This is a genomic window from Novosphingobium sp. BL-S-21, from assembly GCF_055521655.1.
Genome location: NZ_CM145495.1, coordinates 1,590,677 through 1,611,838 on the forward strand (window position 1 = coordinate 1,590,677; position 21,162 = coordinate 1,611,838).

The window sequence follows — 21,162 nt, forward strand, 5'->3', positions numbered from 1 at the left end:
TTTGGGAAGCGCCGCCACGCCTCAATGGAAATCGTGCGACTTGAACCGCACGACCTCCTCGGGGTCCCGGCCATCCGCATGCGGCGGCCAGTAGCTGCTGACCGGTTTCGGGCTCCAGGCCGCATCGCCGCGATCCGGGCTACCGCCATGGCGAGCGCCGTCGCCCCTCCCGGTGCGATGCGGGAAAGACATCTCGCCGACGCGGTGCAGGAGGTCACCGTGATCGATGATCCGATCACAGATCACATGGATGACATCGCCTTCCTTCTGGACTTGCCCCTTGAGCCCCACCATCGAGGCGGACATCACGGTGCGGCGCTGGGCCTCGAAGCGGTCGGGCCAGAGGATGCCGTTGGCGATACCGGTCTCGTCCTCGATAGTGATGAAGAGCACGCCCTTGGCCGATCCCGGCTTCTGGCGCACCAGGATGATCCCGGCGACCTCGACCTTCCTGCCGTCGCGAATGTGCGCGAGGTCGGCGCAGCGCGTCACGCCCCGCCGCGTGAGTTCGTCCCGCACGAAGGTAAGAGGATGGGCGCGCAGCGAGAGCTGCAACGAGCGATAGTCCTCGATGACCTCGCGCCCATCGGCCAGCGGGCGCAGTTCCACGGCCGGCTCCTGCGCCTCGGCGGTGATCCTCTCTGCCGCGCGGTCCGCGGCGGCGAACAGCGGCAGGGGCTCTTCGCCGAGCCCCCTCACCTTCCACAGTCCCTGGCGGCGATCCGCGCCGAACCCATGGAAAGCATCGGCATTGGCGAGCTTTTCGATCGCGGCGCGCGGCACCCCGGAGCGCCGCCACAGGTCCTCGACGGATTCGAACGGCGTGAGGGCGCGCGCCGTGACGATCGCTGCACCATCGGCATTGGAGAGCCCATGCACCTGGCGCAGACCAATCCGCACCGCATGATACCGGCCCCGCGCAGGCTCCAGCGAGCAGTCCCACCGGCTCGCGTTGATGCACACGGGACGAACCTCCACACCGTGCCGGCGCGCATCGGTGATGATCTGGGCAGGGGCATAGAACCCCATGGGCTGCGCATTCATGAGCGCGGCGCAGAAGACGTCGGGATGATGATGCTTCATCCAGCTCGACGCATAGGAGATCTTCGCAAAGCTCGCCGCGTGGCTCTCGGGAAAACCGTAGGAGCCGAAGCCCTCGAGCTGACGGAACGTCCGCTCGGCAAAATCCCGTGGATAACCGCGGCCGACCATCCCCTCGATCAGCTTCTCGGAAAAGTGGGACACGCCGCCCGTCATCTTGAAGGTCGCCATCGCGCGGCGCAGCTGGTCGGCTTCCGCCGGCGTGAACCCCGCGCCGACGATCGCCACCTTCATGGCCTGCTCCTGGAAGAGCGGCACGCCGAGCGTCTTTTCGAGGACGGCGCGCAGTTCGGGGCGCGGATACTCCGGCTTCTCGAGCCCCTCGCGGCGGCGCAGATAGGGGTGGACCATGTCGCCCTGGATCGGTCCGGGCCGGACGATCGCCACCTGGATGACGAGATCGTAGAAACGGCGGGGCTTCATGCGCGGCAGCATCGACATCTGCGCGCGGCTCTCGATCTGGAAGGTGCCGAGCGTATCGGCTTTCTGGATCATGGCATAGACGTCCGGATCGTCGCTTTGCAGATCGGCGAGGCCGACGCGAAGCCCCTTGGCTTCTTCGAGCAGGTTGAAGGCGCGGTTCATGCAGCCCAGCATGCCGAGGCCGAGGACATCGACCTTCATCATCTTCAAGGCATCGATATCGTCCTTGTCCCACTCGATGATCTGGCGGTCGGCCATCGCCGCAGGTTCGATCGGCACGAGGTCATCAAGGCGGTCGTGGGTGAGCACGAAGCCGCCGGGATGCTGGCTGAACTGGCGCGGAACCCCGATCAGCTGGCGGGCAAGATCGAGGGTCAGGCGAAGGCGCCGATCCGACATGTCGAGGTTCAGTTCCGCGGCCTGCTTCTCACCGACCCCTTCGGCCGACCAGCCCCAGACCAGACCCGCGAGCGAGGAGGTCAGGTCCTCGGGCAGCCCCATGGCCTTGCCGACATCGCGCACCGCGCCGCGCGCGCGAAAGCGGGTGACGACGGCAGTCAGCGCCGCCCGGTCGCGCCCGTAGGTCTCGAAGATCCACTGGATGATCTCCTCACGCCGCTCGTGCTCGAAATCGACGTCGATGTCCGGCGGCTCGCGCCGCTCGCCCGACACGAAGCGTTCGAACAGGAGTTCGTGCTTGATCGGGTCGATCGAGGTGACGCCGAGCACGAAGCAGACGCAGGAATTGGCGGCAGAACCCCGCCCCTGACACAGGATGCCCCGCCGCCGCGCCTCGCTGACGATCGAATGGACGGTCAGGAAATAGGGCGCGTAGTTCAGATCGGCGATGAGCCTCAGCTCATGGGCGATCTGGTCCCGGTAAGTCTGGGGCGGTTCGCCCGCGAACATGGTGTCCAGCGCTTCCTGCGCCATCTTCTCCAGCGCCTGCTGCGCGGTGAGGCCGTCGATCACCCGTTCTTGCGGGTAATGATAGGTGAGGTCGCTGAGCGCGAAAGTGCAGGCCTCGGCAATCTCGACGCTGGCCCGCAAGGCCGCGGGATAGGCCGCAAAGCGGCGGACCATTTCCGCGGGCGACTTGAGCGCGCGGTCCGCGTTGATTTCGCGCCGGTAGCCAAGCGTATCGACCGTGCAGCCATGGCGGATCGCGGTCACCACATCCTGCAGGAGCCGGGCGTCCGGGGCGTGGTAGAGAACATCGCCGGTGACGACACTGCGGACGCCGGCATCCGCCGCCTGCCGCGCGAGCGCATCGATGCGCACCGCGTCATCGGGGCGGCGGCGCTGGAACAGGGCCATGTAGCCGCGCCTGCCATAGATTTCGCGCAAGGCAGCAAGCGCCGCGGCATTCTCGCTGTCTGCTTCGTGGGGGAGAAGGATCGCGATCACCCCTGCCGACCACGCCGCAAGCTCGTGCCAGTGCAGCAGGCAGCCCCCCTTCCCGGCCCGGCGCTTGCCGATCGTCAGAAGGCGGGTGATGCGCGACCAGGCCTGCCTGTCGGTCGGATAGAGCAGCAGGCGGCGCCCGCAGGCGAGATCTATCCGGGTGCCGGGTATCAGCCGGACCCCGGTGACCTTTTCCGCTTTCCAGGCGCGCACGACCCCGGCCACACTGCCCAGATCGGCGATGCCGAGCGCGGGATAGCCGAGCATCGCGGCGGCGCCGAACAGCTCGTCGGGGCTGGAGGCGCCGCGCAGGAAGGAAAAGTGCGTGAGCACCTGGAGCTCGACATAGGCGGTCATGCGAAGACCCCGTGCATCCACCAGGTGAGATCGCCGGTATTGCTTGCCACCCCGTCCCCGCGCCGGAACACCCAGTAACGGCCGCCGTGCTCGTCCTCGAGGCGGTAGTAGTCGCGCACGGCCCAGACTTCCGCGTCGCGGCGCCACCACTCGCCATGGATCCGTTCCGGTCCGTCGCCTGCGACGACCTTGTAGGCGCGCCCTCGCCATTCGAAGCGGCGCGGCGGCTGATCGGGCATCAGCGCCATAACGCGGTGCAGCGGTTCCGGCCGCGCGAACAGGCGCACGGGACGCTGCCAGGACGGCCACGATCCCGGCGCCTCGATGGGGCTTTCCGGCTTCACGGCCCGCTCGGGCACATGGCTCTCGGCAGGGGCAACCCGGAACACGCAGGCCGGTCCGATCCGGCCTGCCACCACATCGACAAGCCGGGCAGGATCGCGCACGGTGGTCTCGCCGGCAAGAATGGCCCCGAGGTTGTCGGCATCGAGCGCTTCGGTGTGCGGCGCCAGCAGCCTGAACTGCTCGAGACCCAGGCCAGGATCGATCCGGTCGATCCTGAGCTTGAGCAGGCGCAGCAAGTGCGCGGGCTCCCGGGTCGGGCGCGAGGTGCCTATGGCCACGACCTGCTCGCCGCCGTCGATCCGCAGCCCGATGAGGCGCAGCGAACGCGCGCCAAGGCCCTTCCTCTGCAGGACCTCGGCCATGTCTTTGAGGAGATCCTGCATGACCTGGGCGATGGCCTCGGCCGTCCCGATCGGTTCGAGCAGGCGCCGCTCCACCATGGGGATCACGATGTCTTCGCGCGGCGTGATCGGTTCCGCCTTGCCGCCGAGCGCCTGGTCGAGGCGATCGATCGCAGCCATGCCGAGACGGCGCGCCAGGGGACCGCGCGCCACCGGAAGCAGGTCGGCGATCGTCTCGAACCCGAACTTGCGCGCCGCGCCGAGCGCAGCCCCGTCCAGCCGCAGCGCGGCTACCGGCAGCGGCGACAGAGCGCGCAGCACGCCGCCCGGCGGGGTGATGGCAATATCCTCGCCGCCGTAGCGGGCGAGTGCATGTGCTGCGCCGGGGGTATCGGCGACCGCGATACGCGCAGTGAACCCGGCGCGGCGGCAAAATGCCTGGAGCCTGTGGCAGAAGCGCTCCTCTCCGCCATGGAGATGCGCAGAGCCGGTCAGATCAAGCCAGATACCGTCAGGCGGACAGACCGCGACGATCGGGGACCAGCGCCGAATTCCAAAGAGCGCCATGCGGTCCAGCAGCTCTGCGTCCGCTTCCGGCTCAGCGGCGCGAAAATCGAGGTCCGAGACCAGGGCCCTCGCATGGGTTGCCGCCATGCCGATATGGATGCCAAGCGCCCGTGCAGCCGGGCATGCCGAGACGATCTCGTCGCGGCGCCCGACTTTGCCAATGAGCGCCAGCGGGGGCGCGGCAACCGCGGAGGCGACGCGCAGGGCGCGCGGCGGCGTCGATACCGGACGCTTGAAGGGATGCTCCGCCGCTTCCGAGCGCCGGCCAAGTTCGCGCATCGGCGGCTGCGCGTGGAGCGGCAGCGCGGCAATCTCACGCTCGACATCGACACGCGAGCGTGCCCGCCCGCGACCTTCACCTTGCGTCCCTGCCCGTGCCCAGCGCGCACCGGGCCGCCACCCGCCGCCGCGAGGGACCGAGCAGGCACCGGGATCGTCATCGACAGGCAGCTCGAGCGCGCGGGGTTCAGACCGCGGAGCGGCGAACCGGTCCTGCCGTCTCAGCCGTTCGATCGGCAGATAGGGCAGGAACAGCGAGACGACCCGTCTCATCACATCCCTCCACGATCAGGGAAAAACCTTCACCGCCGCGCTGGCGGGCAAGTTCGACGAGCCAGCGGGGCCGACCGACGCCGGCAACGCCGAGACGGTCGGAGGGGGCACTGGCAATGCGCCAGCGGGTCCAGGCCGCCGAAGGTTCGCCGAGCGGATCCCGGTCGCGTCCGCGGTGACGCCTGAGCAGCAGGACAGGAATATCGGCCTCGGCCGCCGCGAGCTGAAGGCGGCGGGTAGCCACCATCGAGACCCTGCCGGCCTCGGCAACGACAGCGGCCGGTGTGCCATCGCGGATAGCGTCCTCGACGACGGCAAGGAGCGCTGCTTCTTCGCGCGGCTGCGCGTGAATGACATAGGACGATGCAAGTCCGGCCTGTTCCAGCCCCGGCGCGTAGAGGTCGTTACGGCAGCTCACCCACAGCACCGGCGCCTCGAGAGCGCGGGCTTCACGCGCTGCGATCCCTGCAAGGAACAGGGTCGCGGCGGCATCATCGACCAGCGAGCAGGTGCGCGCGGCCGCCTCGTGCAAAGCGCCGGCACGCAGTCCCCCGCCGCCCAGACGACCATCCAGAGCCTCGGCTGCAAACGGCATCGTGCGAAATTCCGCAAGCGGCGACGCCAGGGTCCGCAGGTGCTCGATCGTCGGCAGGGTTGATGGTGATACCGGCTGCATGGTGTGTGTTTTCAGACTCGCTATGTTCGCTATATGTTCCCACTCCTAGGGGAGGACGGTCAAGATGTTTGAGACGGGCGCGCGCCACGCTCCCCGGGACAAGGCTGTGGACAGACCTGTGCAACGAGGAGCTGCGTTGGCGGCGCAAAGAAATAACCGACCGATTTTCGGCTCTTGCTGGGCTCTTCGAAAAACTTGCCTATGAGACATTCGGCCTGCCAAGCGATGCTTCGTCTTGTCGCCTACCTCGTGCAACCCACCTTGTGCTCAAGCATTCGGGGTTCCCAGGATGTTGTGTGTTGTTTCACACAGTTTATCTACATAGGTTATGATACGTCCTCCCTATCAGGTAGATTGAGCATTGATTTTCAAAGGGTTGCACGGCCGCCGCAGTGGCGGTGGGACGTGCAAAGTGGTTCTGTCACACGGGTTCGGCACGGACCAGGATGCCTGGTCTTCGCTGCGACCTTGGTTCGACGAGCGATATGACGTCTACTCGTTCGATCTTCCTGGTTGCGGGCCTCACGGCGAAACGACCTACGAGTTCGAGCGGTACGATAGCCTGTACGGCTACGCTGATGGCCTGATCGACATGCTGGATGAAACCGGCATCGACGACTGCATTTACGTCGGCCACTCCATGAGCGCGATGATAGGCGCCGTTGCTTCGGTTGGAAGGCCCGACCTGTTCGCCCGGATCGTCATGATCGGCGCCTCCCCGCGCTACCTCAACGAACCGGGCTATGTCGGCGGCTTCGATCAGGCAGATCTCGATGCGCTTTTCGACAGCATGGCGGCTAATTACCAGGCCTGGGCCGCTGGGTTCGCGCCGATAGTCGTAGGCGTAGAGGACGCGCATGCCGTTTCCGAGTTTTCGCGCACTCTCTTTCAGATGCGCCCGGACATCGCGCTCCATACCTCGCGCACCATCTTCACCTCGGACGTGCGTTCTGCGGCGCGCCGGGTTCCGGTGCCGGTCAATCTCATCCAGACCGCCAACGATGTTGCCGTGCCGCGCGAGGTCGGAGAGTGGCTCGTCCGCGAGATGAAGAATGCGACGCTGGATATCATCGATGCATCCGGACATCTGCCGCACATGACAGCACCCGACCTGGTCCTGAAAATCCTGGAAAAGCATCTCAGGGACGATGCTCCATGACCGCGAGCATCAGTGAAGCGCTCTACGAGCTTTGCGGTTTTGCCCGTGTCTCTTGCGAAGCTGACCTGGTCGTTGCGCTGGAAGTCGACGGCGGGTATCGAGCGGCGGCAGTGGCGGTATCGCCGGCTCTTTCGCTTCCCTCTTTCAATCTTCGCAACAGCCGGGTTTTAGACCCCATGTTCGCCTGAGCTGACTGGGTAAGTGGCCTCTCCTGCTGCATTCTGCGTTCGAGGGTTGCACCAGGCTGGCTGGTGCCGAGCCTCAAGAATGGAGGAGAGACCGCATGCAGGATAGCATGTTTATCGGGCTTGATGTCCATAAAGCAACGATCTCCGTGGCGGTAGCCGACGGGAAGCGAGGAGGAGAAGTGCGCAGCTGGGGCGTGATACCCAACCGCGCCGACGAGGTTAAGAAGGTGGTCGAGAAGCTGGCAGGTAGGGCGAGGGAGCTTCATTTCTGTTATGAAGCAGGGCCTTGCGGCTACGGTCTACACCGACAGCTAGTAGAGCATGGCCACGATTGCATCGTCGTTGCTCCGTCTCTCATACCGGTGAAAACAGGGGATCGGGTAAAAACGGACCGTCGCGATGCGCTGATGCTGGCGAGGCTGCACCGTGCGGGCGAACTGACGGCGGTCTGGGTACCTGACGAAGCGCACGAAGCCATGCGGGATCTCATTCGTGCAAGAGCAACCGCTGTGCGGGTCGTAGGCAAAGCGCGGCAGCACCTTCAGGGATTTTTGCTCCGCCACGGTCGTATCTATTCCGGCAAAAGGGGCTGGACACAAGCCTATCGGCGCTGGCTGACAACGCTGCGTTTCCAACATCCCGCGCAGCAAATTGTCTTCCAGGATTATGTGCACGCCATAGCCGACGCGGAGGCGCGCATCGAGCGGCTGACCAAACAGATCAAGGACCTTGCTCCAAGCTGGAGTCTGTGGCCGGTAGTTGAAGCCGTGCAGGCGATGAGGGGTGTGGCATTCATTGTGGCAGTCACGGTGGTGGCCGAGGTTGGGGACTTCCAGCGGTTTGATAACCCGCGCAAATTGATGGCCTATCTCGGGCTGACTCCGTCGGAGCATTCCAGCGGCTCCTCCGTGCGCAAGGGCGGCATTACCAAGGCTGGCAGTGGGCTGGCCCGGCGGGCACTGATTGAAGGAGCATGGACCTATCGGATGCAGGCACGCGTCAGTCGCAAGTTGCACGACCGCATTGAAAATGTCCCCCAAGCGGTGCGCGACATTGCTTGGAAAGGGCAGCTTCGAATGTGCCAGCGGTATAGGCAACTTACAGCTGCCGGTAAGGCCAAGGTCGTTGTGACGACAGCGATTGCCCGTGAGATGGCCGGCTTCATCTGGGCCATCGCGCGAGCGACTGCGGGTACTCCGGCTTAGAAGGGCTAATTATCATTCCGATGCGCAAAGTTGGAGGCGGAACGCGGTGGGGAATCCTCGTGCGCTGTTATGAGCAGAAATAATCGACGCTCGTTATTTAGAGAGAGGCAGCCCCAGAACGAAACCACGGTCATGCGGTAACCAACCCGCGCATGAGAGCTTGCTCAACCGTCGTCTCAGTTCCGTCTCCATCCTTGCGCATCTATACAATTCAATCTCCGGCGTCGCCGGTGCCTTTACTGTGCAACAAAGGCTTGACAGCGAACATGAGAGCAGGGTGCGGAAAAAGGCGCTTTCCTTGAGCCCCTTGAGGTGATTCATATGCCTTCGGCTGAGGTTGAAGGATTTGAGATGCGCGGCGGCGATTACCGGAGTGAAGGGCTGTTTTCCTACGTGAGCTGCGAAGCCCGGGTTCCAGCAGACCACCCACTTCGGGCGATCCGCGCGATCGTCGACGAAGCTCTCGAGGTGATGTCCGCTGATTTCGATGCGATGTATTCGCGCATTGGCCGGCCATCGATCCCGCCGGAGAAGTTGCTGCGCGCATTGCTCCTGCAGGCTTTCTATACGATCCGCTCGGAACGCCAACTCATGGAGCAGATGGATTATAACCTGCTTTTCCGCTGGTTCGTCGGCCTGGCAATGGATGCGCCGATCTGGGATGTGACGGTCTTCACCAAGAACCGGGAGAGGCTGCTGGCCGGGGACATCGCCGCCAGGCTCCTGTCCGCGATCGTAGGGCAGTCTCGTGTGCAGGCGCTCCTGTCAGACGACCACTTCTCGGTGGATGGCACACTGATCGAAGCGTGGGCCAGCATGAAGAGCTTCAAGCCCAGGGACGGCGAGGCTTCGGGCGGTGACGACGACGACAGCGTTTCGGGCACCGGTCAGAGCGCACAGGCAAAGGCCAAGGGGCGTAACGCCGAACGCGATTTCCATGGCGAGAAGCGATCCAACGCCACCCACGCCTCCACCACCGATCCTGATGCCCGCCTGTTCAAGAAGGCACGCGGCCAAGCTGCGAGGCTGTGTCATATGGGCCACGTCCTGATGGAGAACCGGCATGGGCTGGTCGTCGATGCGACGCTCACTCACGCCACGGGCACGGCCGAACGGGAGGCCGCGCTGACCATGCTTTCCCGCATGAAGGGGCGCCATCGCATTACGCTGGCGGCGGACAAAGCCTACGATACAGCCGGATTCGTCGCCGCCCTGCGCGACGTTGGCGTTACCCCGCACGTCGCCCAGAACAATGCCAACAGGCGATCCGCTATCGATGGACGCACTACCCGGCACCCTGGCTACGCCGTTTCGATGCGGATCAGGAAACGGATCGAAGAGGTCTTTGGCTGGGCCAAGACCAGCGGAAACCTGCGCAAGACCCGGCATCGAGGGCAGGACCGCGTCGGATGGAACTTCACGCTGACCGCTGCAGCGTACAATCTGGTTCGTCTGCCAAAACTAATGGCGAAGGCGTAGCTATGCGAGGAATCCGCCACACGGCGGGTTCTGGCAGCAAACGACTGCCACCTGATGCCGAATTCCCCAAACCGGTGCCCGACAAACCCTTTGAGCCCGGCGATCACCGCGCCTCATGGAGGGTTTTTCCGCACCCTGCTAGAACGGGCTTGGCAATCGGCGCCCGTCGATGCGTCGGAGTTCCGGCTCCCGACCGCCGTGATCAATGCCCTTCCCGACCTTCCCGCCTTTATTTTGTTCGTGCCCGCGGGCCTTGAACATGCACCTTATAGCGGCCTGCTTCTCCTCTGGACCACGCCTGCCGCCCCGCCACCCCTCGTCCACCATGTGCCGCTACTATCGGGAAGTGTAGCCTCAGCGCTCGGCCGGCGGCGGGAGGCTGTTCGCCAGGCTGTCATGCGCGACCAGTTCAACGACCTCTTGGAGAGCGTACCCGCCGGCATCGTCGTTTTCGATGGCGACGGCATCGGCGTAATGGTCAACGAACGCGCAGCGCAGCTGCTTGGCACCGGCACCGGTCGGCATCAGGCCTGCGACGTGTCAGAGCCCATGCGCATGCTGAGGGAGCGCTGTGACAATCGGGAGGAACTCGATGCACTCTACGCAGGACATGTCGCGGATGTTCATTACTCGGTCACGACCCACTGGATCCTCGGCGAACGGACCTATGAAGTCGATACTCATCCGGTGCGGGGCGACGGCGAGCGCGGACGCATCTGGCTGTTCAGCGATGTGACGGCGGAACTGCGCATGGCCGCAAACCTCAAAAGGATGGCCGAGACCGATCCTCTGACTGGGGCTGCGAACCGAAGAAGTCTGGAGAGCGAGTTCGCTCAGATCATGAAGACACCAAGCGCGAAGGACCGCGCCGTCGCAGTGCTCATGATCGATGTCGACCACTTCAAGCAGATCAACGATACTTACGGTCATTCGGTCGGTGACGATGTACTGCGGGAGGTGGCAGCCCGCTGCCGAACCGCGCTACGAGAAAACGATCTGTTTGCGAGGTTCGGCGGCGAAGAGTTCGTTGCCGTTATTGCCGCGCCGCAGGCGACCGAACTCACCGCAATCGCGGAGCGCGTCCGCAAGAGCATTGCCGAACCTGCATTTTCCAGCGAGGCGATGTCCATTCCCCTGACCGTCAGCGTAGGCGTTGCCTCCGGCTTGAGGCAAAATGCTTCCCCCGAAAGCTTCCTTGCGGCGCTCATCGCGCAAGCCGACAGTGCGCTCTACGCCGCCAAGCAATCCGGCCGTAATCGTGTCGTGTCCTACGCGCGTCAAAGGCTCGCCGGGTGAGAGTTACACGTCCGTTGCGATGGTAAGCTGCGCCGCGTCCGTCTTGCCGCGATAAATTCGCGAAGGCTCGATGCGATGATGACGGTGGATCGTCCTACCTTCGCAACCTCCAGATCGCCGTACGCGATCAGCTGGTAGATTTTGCTACGGCTAAGGCCGGTCAACCGCACCGCGTCAGGAATTCGAACGCTGATCTGCTCCATACCGGATGAGGGCGCACGCGCATCGAGGTCACGATTCATAGTCACTTGCCCTTCCGTTGCTGCTGAAACCCACGATCGCCATCGAGGAATGCGGCCAACATGGCCGGGATCAACTCCGGTAGCGCCTCCTTCGCCCCATAGACCGACGCGTAGAAGGCAGCGTATTCTTGAAGTCCCTGATGAAGATCCGGCGTTACCATGATGGCAAGTTTGATCGGCGTCTTGTCCGGCAGCTTCGCCAGCTTGATCGTGCTCATCGTGATCCCTCCCCCTTCCATGGCGTCAAAACCAAATCCTGTCGGACGATGAGGCGCACCGGAGCGCCAGGCCGGATGTCGATAGTCGGCTGAACATCGAGATTACGCTGGGTGATCTGATCGCCCGCCCGCGACACGCTTGTCTGTGCGGACTCGCGGACCGCCTGCACCAGATCGCTCTCACCGGTGATCGAAAGCTCCGTGCCAACGCCGAGGAGCGTGGCGATCGCGACACCCTTCAGCAGTCGGCCGGTATGAAAGTTCACCTTGTCAGATAGCCCCGCGTAGCCGGACGTATCCGTTGCCGGCATATTGTCGAGCCGCAGCGATTTCCCATCGGGCATCATTAGTCGTTGCCAGATAACCAGCGCCCTGCTCTGCCCATAAGCAACGACGCTGTCGTACTTGCCGACGAGCCGGGCGCCTTGCGGGATGAGCATGACTTGCCCCGTAGCGCTGTCGAACACGCTCTGCGTGACCTGGGCCACAACCATCCCCGGCACATCGGAATTCACGCCGGTTACGAGGCTCGCGGCAATCACACTCCCGGCCATCAACATGTAGGGCGAGACAGGCACTGCCAGGCCATGCGGGTTCACATCGCCGCGCTCGTCGAGCTTCTCGGCGAACTGGCTTTTGCGATCAGCGGCCCCAGACGCAGCGGTTTCGCCAGTTTCCGCTGGTCCCGCATCAATAGCCGCTGCCGACACCGATGAGGGGTTGGCCGCGTTCGCTCCCGCCGCTAGATGCGCGCCTTGAACCAACAGCGAAGACTGCATCGCCGCCTTGAGCTCGGCCGCGTGCTGTTGCTCCGCCTCGCCGGCGCCCGGCGCGACAACAGGCGCCATGCCATCACGGGCCAACTGACGCTGTTGTGCCCTCAGGATCGGCCGCCCCAGGTCGCCGGGAAGCGGTGGGCCAAGTTTCGGGACGTCGCCATAGCTCTTGGGTAGCCCTGCCAGTGCCTCGTCCGAAGGCTTCCGGTCAGGCTGCGACATGGTGCTCCCGGCGATCATCCGGCCAGCCACTCGGGGTTGGAGCGCGATCCAGGCGATGCCGATCAGCGCGAGCGCCGCCAGAATGCTGCCACCGATGATGACTTCCTTCCTGAAGCGCGTGACCCGCGGCGTCCTCACCCGGATCGCCAGCGTCTCGGGATCGAGTTTCGCCGGAGATTGAACCCGCGCCTCAGTCCGATTTGCGGAGTTCTCGGACGATGCCGAAGTGGGCGGGGCCACGTCTGAATCGGGTCCTTCGCTCATCGCCGCGCCCTCCCCTCACCGCCTCGGGTGATCCGCACGACCTGCTGCTTCCTAGTGCCAAGCCGAAGCTCCGCGACCGCAAAGATGCGGTCCACCACATAGAAGCGCCCCTTCATGCGGTAATTAACCAGCTCGGCTGCGCCGTCCGCGCCGATCAGGAACAGCGGCGGCGCTTCGTCCACACCAATCGAGGCTGGAAACTCGATGAAGGTTTGCCGGCCGTCATCAAAGGCGCGCAGCGGGCGCCAGGTCGGCGTGTCGCCGGTAATCCCGTACCCGAAGTAGAGCTGGTCTACACCGAGCCCGGCGGCAACCGGCTTCGCCGCTTCGGCCAAAGCCTGTGCCGCCTTGACGGCTACCAGCTCATCAAGCGGGTAGTTCCACGAAAGCGCCGACATTCCCGCGCTGGTCTGGCTGGTCAGCAAAAGATGATACGTGCGTCGATCCGTGGTGATGACGAGGTTGGTCGCGAGCCCGGCACTGAACGGCTTCACCAGGACATGCGTGCGCTTATCGTCGCCAGTTCCACTAGAGGTATCGCCGATCACCCAGCGCGCCGTGTCGCCGGCCGCAACCGCGATCAGCCCCTCGCCCGTCTGCAACGCGATATCTGTGATCATGCCGGGCTGCGTATAGGCATGATACACGGTGCCATCCGACCAGAGATAGACCTGCCGGGCATTGACCCAGGCATTTGGCGACGGCTCCGCGCTGCCGCGGCGCACGGCACTGACAGGCACTTTTGCACTCGCCGGCAAATCCACCGGATGGACACCCACGGCAAAGGCTGCCGCGGCTAGCAGCGAAGTCTTCATGGCAGAACCTCCTTGGCTTCATCGGGATTGGAATTGGAAGGCGTCGGCATGGCCGGCGCATGCTCTCCGCGGACAGGGCCAGCATCCTGATTGGACGGCGATGGCGGCGGCGAAGCAGCTGCCGCTGGCGCAGGCACCTCAAGCTCCCGGCTCCAGTCGATGGCATCGACGTAGATCCCGAGCGGGTTCTTGCGCAGCGTTTCGCTGTCCCGGGGAGGCTGCTGGACGATGGTCAGGATCGCAGTCCAATGGCTGGTCCCGGAGGCGCTGCCACGCTCGAACGCGTTTTCGATCCACTTGACCTGGAAGCTGGTGTCGGAAGCCCGGACGACGCTGGTGACCTGGACCGAAACGCTGCGTTCCCCGAGCCCCGTCAACGCTCCCGACCCCCGCGCATATTCGCTCAGGAAGCGGCTGCCACGCTGGGTCGAGAAATCGTAGGCTTCGAGCCAGCCTTCGCGCATCACGACCGGGTCGAGCGACACGCCGCGGACGTGGCCGATGAACTTTGACAAAGCCCAGGCGATCTGCGGATCGGTCGGCTCGTAGCGGGCCTCCGCCTCGCTGACCGCGCGCGGCTCGCCGAGCCTGTCGACGGCAACGACATAGGGCACCACCCGGCTTTGCAGTGATTGCCATATGAGGCCGCCCGCCATGCTGCAGGAAAGCCCGAGGCAGCCGAAGGCCATGATCCGCCAGTTCCGGGCCTGAACCCGGGCCGAGCCGATCCGCTCGTCCCAGAGCTGCGCGGCGCGTTGGAAAGGTGTCTCAGGAAGCGGAGTGCCCCCATAGAGCTGGACGCTGCGTTTGAAGCGCATGGTCAATCGTTCCTTTCGCTGATGTCAGGTGTTGCCGAGCCGCCGCCGCGATCGCCCTGCTGTACGGCATGGATCGCGACATCGCGGCGGTGACGGGCGGTCTGTTCGGCGCGCAGGGTCTTGGCCCACTGCGGCGTTCCCTCGCCGCCTTCGGCGGCCGGGGCCGATGCCGATGGGGAAGCGTTCGAATTGTCGGGTGGCGAATTCGGGGAGGAAGTGCCCGCAGAGCGCTGCGGCGCTGAAGGCCCTGACTTCGACGGCCCAGCCCCTCCTGACGGAGCCGAATGACCGCCGCCCGGCTCCGCATGGCCCGGGCCGCCGTGACTGCCCGAGCCTGCAACCGATGCGCTCGCACCCATTGACGTGCCGGCGCGGATACCTGTCAGAGCAGTGCCAGCAAGACGAGCACCCGCCACCACGCCGCCGCCTGCCAGCATGGCAACGCCGCCGGCGCCAAGCGCCGTACCGGCGGCCGCGCCGGCTCCGAGCTGCGGTGCACCCGACGCGAGGCCGCTGGCGACCGACGGCGCGAAGATACCGAGGCCGAAAAGGGCAAGGCTCGCCAGCACGAGGCTCATGGCCTGTCCGACATCGGGCTCCTGCCCTTGCAGCGCCTGCGTGAACTGATCGAAGAAGTTCGATCCGATGCCGACAATGACCGCGAGCACCATCACCTTGATGCCCGAGCTCACAACATGGCCCAGCACGCGCTCGGCCAGAAAGCTGGTCCGGTTCCACAGCGCAAAAGGCACCAGGATAAAACCGGCAAGCCCCACCAGCTTGAACTCGATGATGCAGACGAACATCTGCACGGCAAGGATGAAGAAGGCGAGGATCACCAGCAGCCAGGCGAGCAGCAGCACCACGATCTGCAGGGCGTTCTGGAAGAAGCTGGTGACGGTGAGCAGCTTGCCTGCCTGCTCGAGAAGCGGCCATGCCGCGGAAAAGCCAGTCCCGGCCAGGCGCCCGGGCCGCAGCAGATCATCGGTGGTGAGCGCGCCGCCGCCGGCGGTGATCCCGGCCTGCGCAAACGAGCGAAAGATGATGTCGGCGAGCGCCGAGAAGCTGTTGATGATGAACGCGAAAGCGCCAACGTAAAGGACCTTGCGAATGAACCGGCCCAGCACATTGTCCTCGCCGGCCAGTGCCCAGAACAGGCCCGCCAGCGTCACATCGATCGCGATCAGCGTCGCAGTCAGGAACCGGACATCGCCGCCCAGCAGCCCGAAGCCGCTATCGATGTAGCGGATGAAGGCAGTCATGAACTGATCGATGATGTTGAGGTCGTCCACGTGCGTTCATCCTGTTTGGCTGCGGAGCTAGGCGCGAGGCATCGCGCTCAGCCCAGCACTGAGTTGGAGGATGTCGCGGGGCACGGCCGGGCATAGGAGCACGTGCCCCGCGACGCGGCGACGGGAGAGGCAATCCGCCGCCGCTATCGGGTGTGGCGAGCCGGCTGCGAGCTATTGCGGAGTGTACGCAGAGCCTGAGCCAAGGAACTTTGTCATCGCGGCCTGGGATTCGCTCTCCGCTTGCGCCCGGTTGGCATCGCCGACCGATTGCGCGCGGAACTGGGCGGCCAGCATCTGCTGGATCTGGAACTGCTGCTTGGCGGTCAGTGCGAGCAGCTGGTTGGTCACCTGCAGTGCCTGCAGCGTCCCCTCTGCGCCCTGGCTGCGCTGGACCAGCGCATTCATCGTCGTCGCATCGGCCTCGACATTCTCGGCGATCTGCGCCTGCATCACCGCCGTGTGGCGATAGGCGGTGACTTCGGTGTCGAGCCGCGACCGCGCCGCCGTCACCTGGTCGTCGAGCTTGAGCGACTGGTTGAAGGCGCCCGGATAGAGTTTACTGAACTCCTGATCGACGCTGGCGACCTTGAACTGGATGTTCTGCGCCTGCCCCATCAGGGTATCGATCTTCTGGAGCGTCTGCGTCAGCGCCTGCAACTCGGGGAAGCCCACCGTCGAGAGGTTCTTCGCCTGATTGGCGAGGCTCTGGGCCTCATTCTGCAACGACTGGATCTGGTTATTGACCTGCTTGAGTGCCCGCGCCGCCGTCAACATATTCTGCGCGTAGTTGGTCGGGTCGTAGACGACCAATGCATGGGCAGGCGGACTGGCAATCATCCCATCGAGCACGAGGCCACCGGTAGCCACGAGTGCCACGACGGCGACGCCGGTGCCGAACCTGCGGATCGGCTTGGCCGGAAATGGGCGAGACGATATCTGCATCATCATTCTCCTTCAGGTTGGTGTCACAGACTCCGGGCGCGCGGCCCGGGGTAGGTGCCGATCAGATCGGCCGCCCAGGCAGCGTGCGTTCCCTCGAGGAAGCGGGCGAAGAATTCATCGCGGCCATGTTCGGCGAGCACGGCATCGATCCGCGCCTGCGTCATCGGATCGGAACTGCCGCACAGCGCCAGCGCCACATCCCCCAGCCCCAGCTCGAACAGCCGGTTTCCTCGGGCCGATTGCAGGTAGTAATGGCGCTTTGGCGTCGAGCGGGCGATCAGCTCGATCTGCCGCTCGCTGAGGCCGAAGCGCTCATAGATCTCGCGGCTTTGCGGCTCGACTGCGCGGTCGTTGGGCAGAAGGATGCGCTGCGGACAGCTTTCGATCACCGCGGGCGCGATCGGAGAGCCGGCGATGTCGGCGAGGCTCTGCGTGGCGAACAGCACTGAGACATTGCGCTTGCGCAGGACCTTGAGCCATTCCCGGATGCGCGCCGCGAACAGCGGATGGTCGAGGAAGATCCACGCCTCGTCGACCACCAGCAAGGTCGGCCGACCGTCGAAACGCTCCTCGAGCCGGTGGAACAGGTAGGTCAGCACCGGACCTACGACCGAGGCATGCCCCATCAGCGCCTCGGTCTCAAAACATTGCAGGTCCGCGAGATGGAGCAAGCTCTCCGAGGCATCGAGCAGCCCGCCGTAGGGCCCGTCGATCGTGTAAGGCCCAAGCGCGGTGCGCAGCGCCTTCGATTGCAGTAGAAGGGTGAGGCCCGTGACCGTACGCTCCGCAGGCGGCGCACTCGCGAGGCTGCCCAGCGCCAGCCAGACCTGATCCTTGACCTCCGGGGTGACGACCACATTCTCCTGCGCCAGGATCGCACCGATCCAATCGGCTGCCCATGCGCGCTGCGCCGGGTCATCGATCTGGCGCAGGGGCTGGAAGGCCAGTGTCCGTGATTCACTGCCGAGCCCAAGCGCATGATGCGCGCCGCCGCAGGCGAGTACCGCCGCCCGCGCGGACAGTCCCTTGTCGAACACGTAAACCTGCGCGCCGGGATAGCGGCGGAACTGCAGGATCATCAGGGCCAGCAAGACGGATTTGCCGGCACCGGTTGGCCCGGCCACGAACAAGTGCCCGACATCGCCGACGTGGTTCGAAAGCCGGAACGGCGTCGAGCCCGAGGTCTTGGCATGCAGCAAAGCCGAGCCACGCAGATGATCGTTCCCCGCAGGTCCCGCCCAGACCGCAGACAGCGGCATCAAGTGGGCGAGGTTCAAGGTGTGGACCAGTGGCTGGCGGACATTGGCGTAGACGTGCCCCGGAAGCGAGGAAAGCCAGGCTTCGACCGCGTTGACGCGTTCGCGGATCGTCGTGAAGCCGAGACCGCCCAGCACACGCTCGACCTGCCGCATCTTGGCCTCGACCGCGGTGTGGCCGGTATCGCTCACCGTGATCGTCGTGGTCAGATAGCCGAAGGCGACATGGTCGCCCCCCAGTGCCTGAAGCGCGAGATCGGCATCGGCGACCTTGTTGTCAGCGTCGCTGTCGAGGAGCTGCGCCGGCGTGTTGTACATCACTTCACGCAGCATGGCGGTGAGCGACTTGCGCTTGTTGAACCATTGCCGTCGCAGGCTGGTCAGGACCTTGGTGGCTTCCGACTTGTCGAGCGCGATGAAGCGGGTGACCCAGCGGTAGGCGAAGTCCTGATGGTTGAGCGCATCGAGGATACCGGGCCGACTGACATTGGGAAATCCGAGCACCGAGATCGTTCGGATGTGCCGGTCTCCCAGCTTCGGCTCGAGCCCGCCGACCAGAGGCGTGTCAACCAGGAGGCCATCGAGATACATCGGAGTTTCCGGCACGCGCAGCGGATGCCGGCGATCCGAGATCGTCGTGTGCAGATAGGTCAGCAGTTCAGCGCTATCGAGCGCGCGGATCTCGGGCATGAAGCCGTCGAAGAGATCGAGCGCTCGGTCGGTCTCGGCGATGAAGCCGGTGAGCGAAGCGCGCCAGTCGCGCCCCTTCTCATCGTCCGCCCGCTCGACAAGCCGGCGCCCTGCGGCATCCTCGCTGTCGGCCGGCGGCAGCCAGGTCAGCGTCAGGAAATAGGCGCTCTCGTAATGCTTGCCCTCGGCAAGGAAGGCCGCGCGCCGTTCGCGGTCAACCAGCCAGCTTGCCGCGTCGGGAAAGGGATCGTCGGGATAAACAGCCGCTTCGCGGCGCTCGGCCTCAAAGAACAGCGCCCAGCCCGAGCCGAACCGGCGCAGCACATTGTTGGCGCGCGCGGCGATCGAGACGAGTTCGGCTTCGGTCGCCGATTCCAGATCCGGCCCGCGGAAGGCGAGTACCCGCAGGAAGCTGCCGTCCTTGTTAAGCACTACCCCCGGCGCGACCAGCGCGGCCCAGGGCAAATGGTCGGCAAGGCGGCCGGCCTTGCTGCGATATTCGGCGAGGTTCAGCACGCGAGATATCCTTTCTGGCGCAAGTGGCGGAGCAGGACAGGCGCGAAGTTGGGATCGCGCCGGGCCGCGAGGACGGCGATGCTATGCCCTGCCGCCCAGATGAAGAGGCCGGCCAGCCATTGCTGGAGCCCGAGGCCGACGGCCATGGCGAGCGTGCCATTGACGATGGCGATCCCGCGCGGCGCCCCGCCCAGAAGGATCGGCGCGCCGAGGCTCACATGGATCGGGACCTCGAAGCCCTCGATGTGCTGGCCGGCCGCCATCATGCGATCAGCGCTCCGCCGCCGAAGCTGAAGAACGAGAGAAAGAAGCTCGAGGCGGCAAATGCGATCGAGAGGCCGAAGACGATCTGGATCAGTCGGCGGAAGCCGCCCGAGGTTTCACCGAACGCCAGCGTCAGGCCGGTGACGATGATGATGATGACCGCAACGATCTTGGCGACGGGACCCTGCACGGATTCCAGGATCTGCTCGAGTGGCTCTTCCCAGGGCATGCCGGAGCCGGCAGCCCAGGTTTGCACCGAGACCGTGAGAGATGCGGCCATCGCGCTTGCCGCGAGCATTGCTGCCCGTGGTTCGGGGCGCAGGCCAAAGCGACGAAGTCGAGATGTTTTCATGGGGTCATTCTCCTTGCTTGCTGGAAGGGAAGCGGACGGACGGAAAGCAAAGCTCGTGCAGGCGGTACTCGCCGCTTGCCGGATCGAAGCCGTTGAGCGTGGCAATGGCGGATATCCGGCGGGCGAGGCCGCGCCCCAAGATGACGACAATGAGGTCGATAGCTTCGGCTATGAGATGGCGCGGCACAGTGACGACCGCTTCCTGCACCAAGCCCTCAAGCCGGTGCAGCGCGGCGGACGCGCCATTGGCATGGATTGTCGCGATGCCGCCCGGATGACCGGTATTCCACGCCTTGAGCATGTCGAGCGCTTCGGGTCCGCGCACTTCGCCGACGATGATGCGATCGGGGCGCAGCCGCAGGGTCGAGCGAACGAGGTCGGCAATCGTGGCGACGCCCTGGCGGGTGCGCAGCGCAACTGTATCGGGCGCCGGGCACTGAAGTTCTCGCGTGTCCTCGATCAGCACGACGCGCTCATCGAGCGCGGCCATCTCGGCCAGCAGCGCATTGGCAAGCGTGGTCTTGCCGGAGCTGGTGCCGCCAACCACCAGCACATTGCGACGGTCAATCACGGCCGCGCGCAGGATCTCCGCCGCCTCCGGCGTCATGATGCCATCCGCGACATAGTCGGCGAGCGTATGGATGCGCGCGGCCGGTTTGCGGATGGAGAAGCACGGCGCCAGCGAGACCGGAGGCAGCACGCCTTCGAAACGCTCACCGGCGCCCTCACCGTGCGGGGGAAGTTCCGCCGATACAATTGGGCTGTCGGCATGGACTTCGGCGCGGGCGTGACTTGCAACCAGACAGATGATGCGCTCGACCTGTTCGGGCGCGAGACGCACTCCGGTATCGACCCGGCCCTCGCCAAGCACATCGACCCTCAGCGCACCGTCGGGATTGACCATGATCTCAATGACGCGCGGATCGCCAAGCGCGGCCTCGACCGCCGGCCCCATCGCCGTGCGCAGCATCGCGCGGCGACGCGCTGCGGTTTCTTCGCCGCTCATCGCCCGCACTCCTGATCGAGCGTGCGCTTGCCCTGCCCCACCTGCCGGGCAACCTGGGAAAGAAATGCTTCAAAGCGCAGCGAAGCCGCCGCGCGGCCAGCAGCATCGTTTTCCGCGAGCGGCGGATTGATTGCCAGTTCATAGCGGATGAAAAGCGCCAGCGTTTCGAGCTCGATGTGACTGTCGCGAAGGAGACGTTCGAGAAGTTCGGCGATCCGGTCGAGACGCCGACCGAACCGATCGTCGAGTTCATTCTTGCCCCGCCGGTCGAGCCAGACCGTCAGGGCCTGGACCAGGATATCCGACTTGGTGACGCCCGGCCGATTGGCTTCCTCGAGCAAGCGGGCACTGAGCGGCTCGGGCAGGAACAGTTGATAGCGGACCTTGTTCGTCATG

General features: G+C 64.9%; 20 protein-coding genes. 5 read left to right on the plus strand and 15 right to left on the minus strand.

Annotated features, from left to right (window positions below):
• Positions 1 to 21: 21 nt before the first annotated feature.
• From ACZ1J6_RS06250 to ACZ1J6_RS06260, 3 genes are read right to left on the minus strand one after another with little or no spacing between them, the layout of a single operon-like run.
• Complete coding sequence (locus ACZ1J6_RS06250; protein WP_465127103.1) at positions 22 to 3,285, minus strand: error-prone DNA polymerase; 3,264 nt, start codon at positions 3,283 to 3,285, stop codon at positions 22 to 24.
• Entirely contained in the window at positions 3,282 to 5,090 is a 1,809-nt protein-coding gene (locus tag ACZ1J6_RS06255) for a Y-family DNA polymerase (RefSeq protein WP_465127104.1), read from the minus strand. The genes ACZ1J6_RS06250 and ACZ1J6_RS06255 overlap by 4 nt, the downstream gene beginning before the upstream one ends.
• A complete protein-coding gene (locus tag ACZ1J6_RS06260) occupies positions 5,005 to 5,685 on the minus strand; it encodes an ImuA family protein (RefSeq protein ID WP_465127105.1) in 681 nt (226 codons plus the stop codon). The genes ACZ1J6_RS06255 and ACZ1J6_RS06260 overlap by 86 nt, the downstream gene beginning before the upstream one ends.
• Before the next feature lie 493 nt (positions 5,686 to 6,178).
• On the opposite strand from ACZ1J6_RS06260, the gene ACZ1J6_RS06265 reads away from it, so the two are divergent.
• The 5 genes from ACZ1J6_RS06265 to ACZ1J6_RS06285 all read left to right on the plus strand — a co-directional run bounded on the left by ACZ1J6_RS06265 (position 6,179) and on the right by ACZ1J6_RS06285 (position 11,093).
• Positions 6,179 to 6,925 carry an alpha/beta fold hydrolase gene (locus ACZ1J6_RS06265; protein WP_465127106.1) on the plus strand — a complete coding sequence of 249 codons (747 nt, stop codon included), beginning with the start codon at positions 6,179 to 6,181 and terminating at the stop codon, positions 6,923 to 6,925.
• Positions 6,922 to 7,113, plus strand: coding sequence for a hypothetical protein (locus tag ACZ1J6_RS06270; protein ID WP_465127107.1), 192 nt, complete (start codon positions 6,922 to 6,924; stop codon positions 7,111 to 7,113). Before ACZ1J6_RS06265 ends, ACZ1J6_RS06270 begins: the two co-directional genes overlap by 4 nt.
• A gap of 95 nt (positions 7,114 to 7,208) precedes the next feature.
• Positions 7,209 to 8,318 (plus strand): IS110 family RNA-guided transposase, encoded by a 1,110-nt coding sequence (locus tag ACZ1J6_RS06275; protein WP_465127108.1) that lies wholly within the window; start codon positions 7,209 to 7,211, stop codon positions 8,316 to 8,318.
• Positions 8,319 to 8,669: 351 nt separating this feature from the next.
• Complete coding sequence (locus ACZ1J6_RS06280; RefSeq protein ID WP_465127109.1) at positions 8,670 to 9,797, plus strand: IS5 family transposase; 1,128 nt, start codon at positions 8,670 to 8,672, stop codon at positions 9,795 to 9,797.
• Positions 9,798 to 9,887: 90 nt separating this feature from the next.
• On the plus strand, positions 9,888 to 11,093 hold the full coding sequence (locus tag ACZ1J6_RS06285) for a GGDEF domain-containing protein (protein WP_465127110.1): 1,206 nt from the start codon (positions 9,888 to 9,890) through the stop codon (positions 11,091 to 11,093).
• On the opposite strand, the gene ACZ1J6_RS06290 is transcribed toward ACZ1J6_RS06285, so the two are convergent.
• The 12 genes from ACZ1J6_RS06290 to ACZ1J6_RS06345 all read right to left on the minus strand — a co-directional run bounded on the left by ACZ1J6_RS06290 (position 11,075) and on the right by ACZ1J6_RS06345 (position 21,161).
• Positions 11,075 to 11,335 (minus strand): helix-turn-helix transcriptional regulator, encoded by a 261-nt coding sequence (locus ACZ1J6_RS06290; protein WP_465127111.1) that lies wholly within the window; start codon positions 11,333 to 11,335, stop codon positions 11,075 to 11,077. The genes ACZ1J6_RS06285 and ACZ1J6_RS06290 overlap by 19 nt on opposite strands.
• Positions 11,336 to 11,337: 2 nt before the next feature.
• Positions 11,338 to 11,553: a DUF2274 domain-containing protein gene (locus ACZ1J6_RS06295; RefSeq protein WP_465127112.1), complete on the minus strand. Its 216-nt coding sequence runs from the start codon at positions 11,551 to 11,553 to the stop codon at positions 11,338 to 11,340.
• On the minus strand, positions 11,550 to 12,815 hold the full coding sequence (locus ACZ1J6_RS06300) for a TraB/TrbI/VirB10 family type IV secretion system protein (RefSeq protein ID WP_465127113.1): 1,266 nt from the start codon (positions 12,813 to 12,815) through the stop codon (positions 11,550 to 11,552). The genes ACZ1J6_RS06295 and ACZ1J6_RS06300 overlap by 4 nt, the downstream gene beginning before the upstream one ends.
• Entirely contained in the window at positions 12,812 to 13,630 is an 819-nt protein-coding gene (gene trbG, locus ACZ1J6_RS06305) for a P-type conjugative transfer protein TrbG (RefSeq protein WP_465127114.1), read from the minus strand. Before trbG ends, ACZ1J6_RS06300 begins: the two co-directional genes overlap by 4 nt.
• Positions 13,627 to 14,448, minus strand: a complete 822-nt coding sequence (trbF, locus tag ACZ1J6_RS06310; RefSeq protein ID WP_465127115.1) for a conjugal transfer protein TrbF — start codon at positions 14,446 to 14,448, stop codon at positions 13,627 to 13,629. The genes trbG and trbF overlap by 4 nt, the downstream gene beginning before the upstream one ends.
• Positions 14,449 to 14,450: 2 nt before the next feature.
• Positions 14,451 to 15,740 carry a P-type conjugative transfer protein TrbL gene (gene trbL / locus ACZ1J6_RS06315; protein WP_465127116.1) on the minus strand — a complete coding sequence of 430 codons (1,290 nt, stop codon included), beginning with the start codon at positions 15,738 to 15,740 and terminating at the stop codon, positions 14,451 to 14,453.
• 171 nt (positions 15,741 to 15,911) lie between these two features.
• A complete protein-coding gene (trbJ, locus tag ACZ1J6_RS06320) occupies positions 15,912 to 16,682 on the minus strand; it encodes a P-type conjugative transfer protein TrbJ (protein ID WP_465127117.1) in 771 nt (256 codons plus the stop codon).
• A gap of 23 nt (positions 16,683 to 16,705) precedes the next feature.
• A complete protein-coding gene (trbE, locus tag ACZ1J6_RS06325) occupies positions 16,706 to 19,144 on the minus strand; it encodes a conjugal transfer protein TrbE (RefSeq protein WP_465127118.1) in 2,439 nt (812 codons plus the stop codon).
• Complete coding sequence (locus ACZ1J6_RS06330) at positions 19,138 to 19,410, minus strand: VirB3 family type IV secretion system protein (protein ID WP_465127119.1); 273 nt, start codon at positions 19,408 to 19,410, stop codon at positions 19,138 to 19,140. Before ACZ1J6_RS06330 ends, trbE begins: the two co-directional genes overlap by 7 nt.
• Positions 19,407 to 19,706 (minus strand): TrbC/VirB2 family type IV secretion system protein, encoded by a 300-nt coding sequence (locus ACZ1J6_RS06335; RefSeq protein ID WP_465127435.1) that lies wholly within the window; start codon positions 19,704 to 19,706, stop codon positions 19,407 to 19,409. The genes ACZ1J6_RS06330 and ACZ1J6_RS06335 overlap by 4 nt, the downstream gene beginning before the upstream one ends.
• Positions 19,707 to 19,764: 58 nt before the next feature.
• Complete coding sequence (gene trbB / locus ACZ1J6_RS06340; protein WP_465127120.1) at positions 19,765 to 20,730, minus strand: P-type conjugative transfer ATPase TrbB; 966 nt, start codon at positions 20,728 to 20,730, stop codon at positions 19,765 to 19,767.
• Between the two features lie 32 nt (positions 20,731 to 20,762).
• Positions 20,763 to 21,161, minus strand: coding sequence for a CopG family transcriptional regulator (locus tag ACZ1J6_RS06345; RefSeq protein ID WP_465127121.1), 399 nt, complete (start codon positions 21,159 to 21,161; stop codon positions 20,763 to 20,765).
• Position 21,162: the final 1 nt, after the last annotated feature.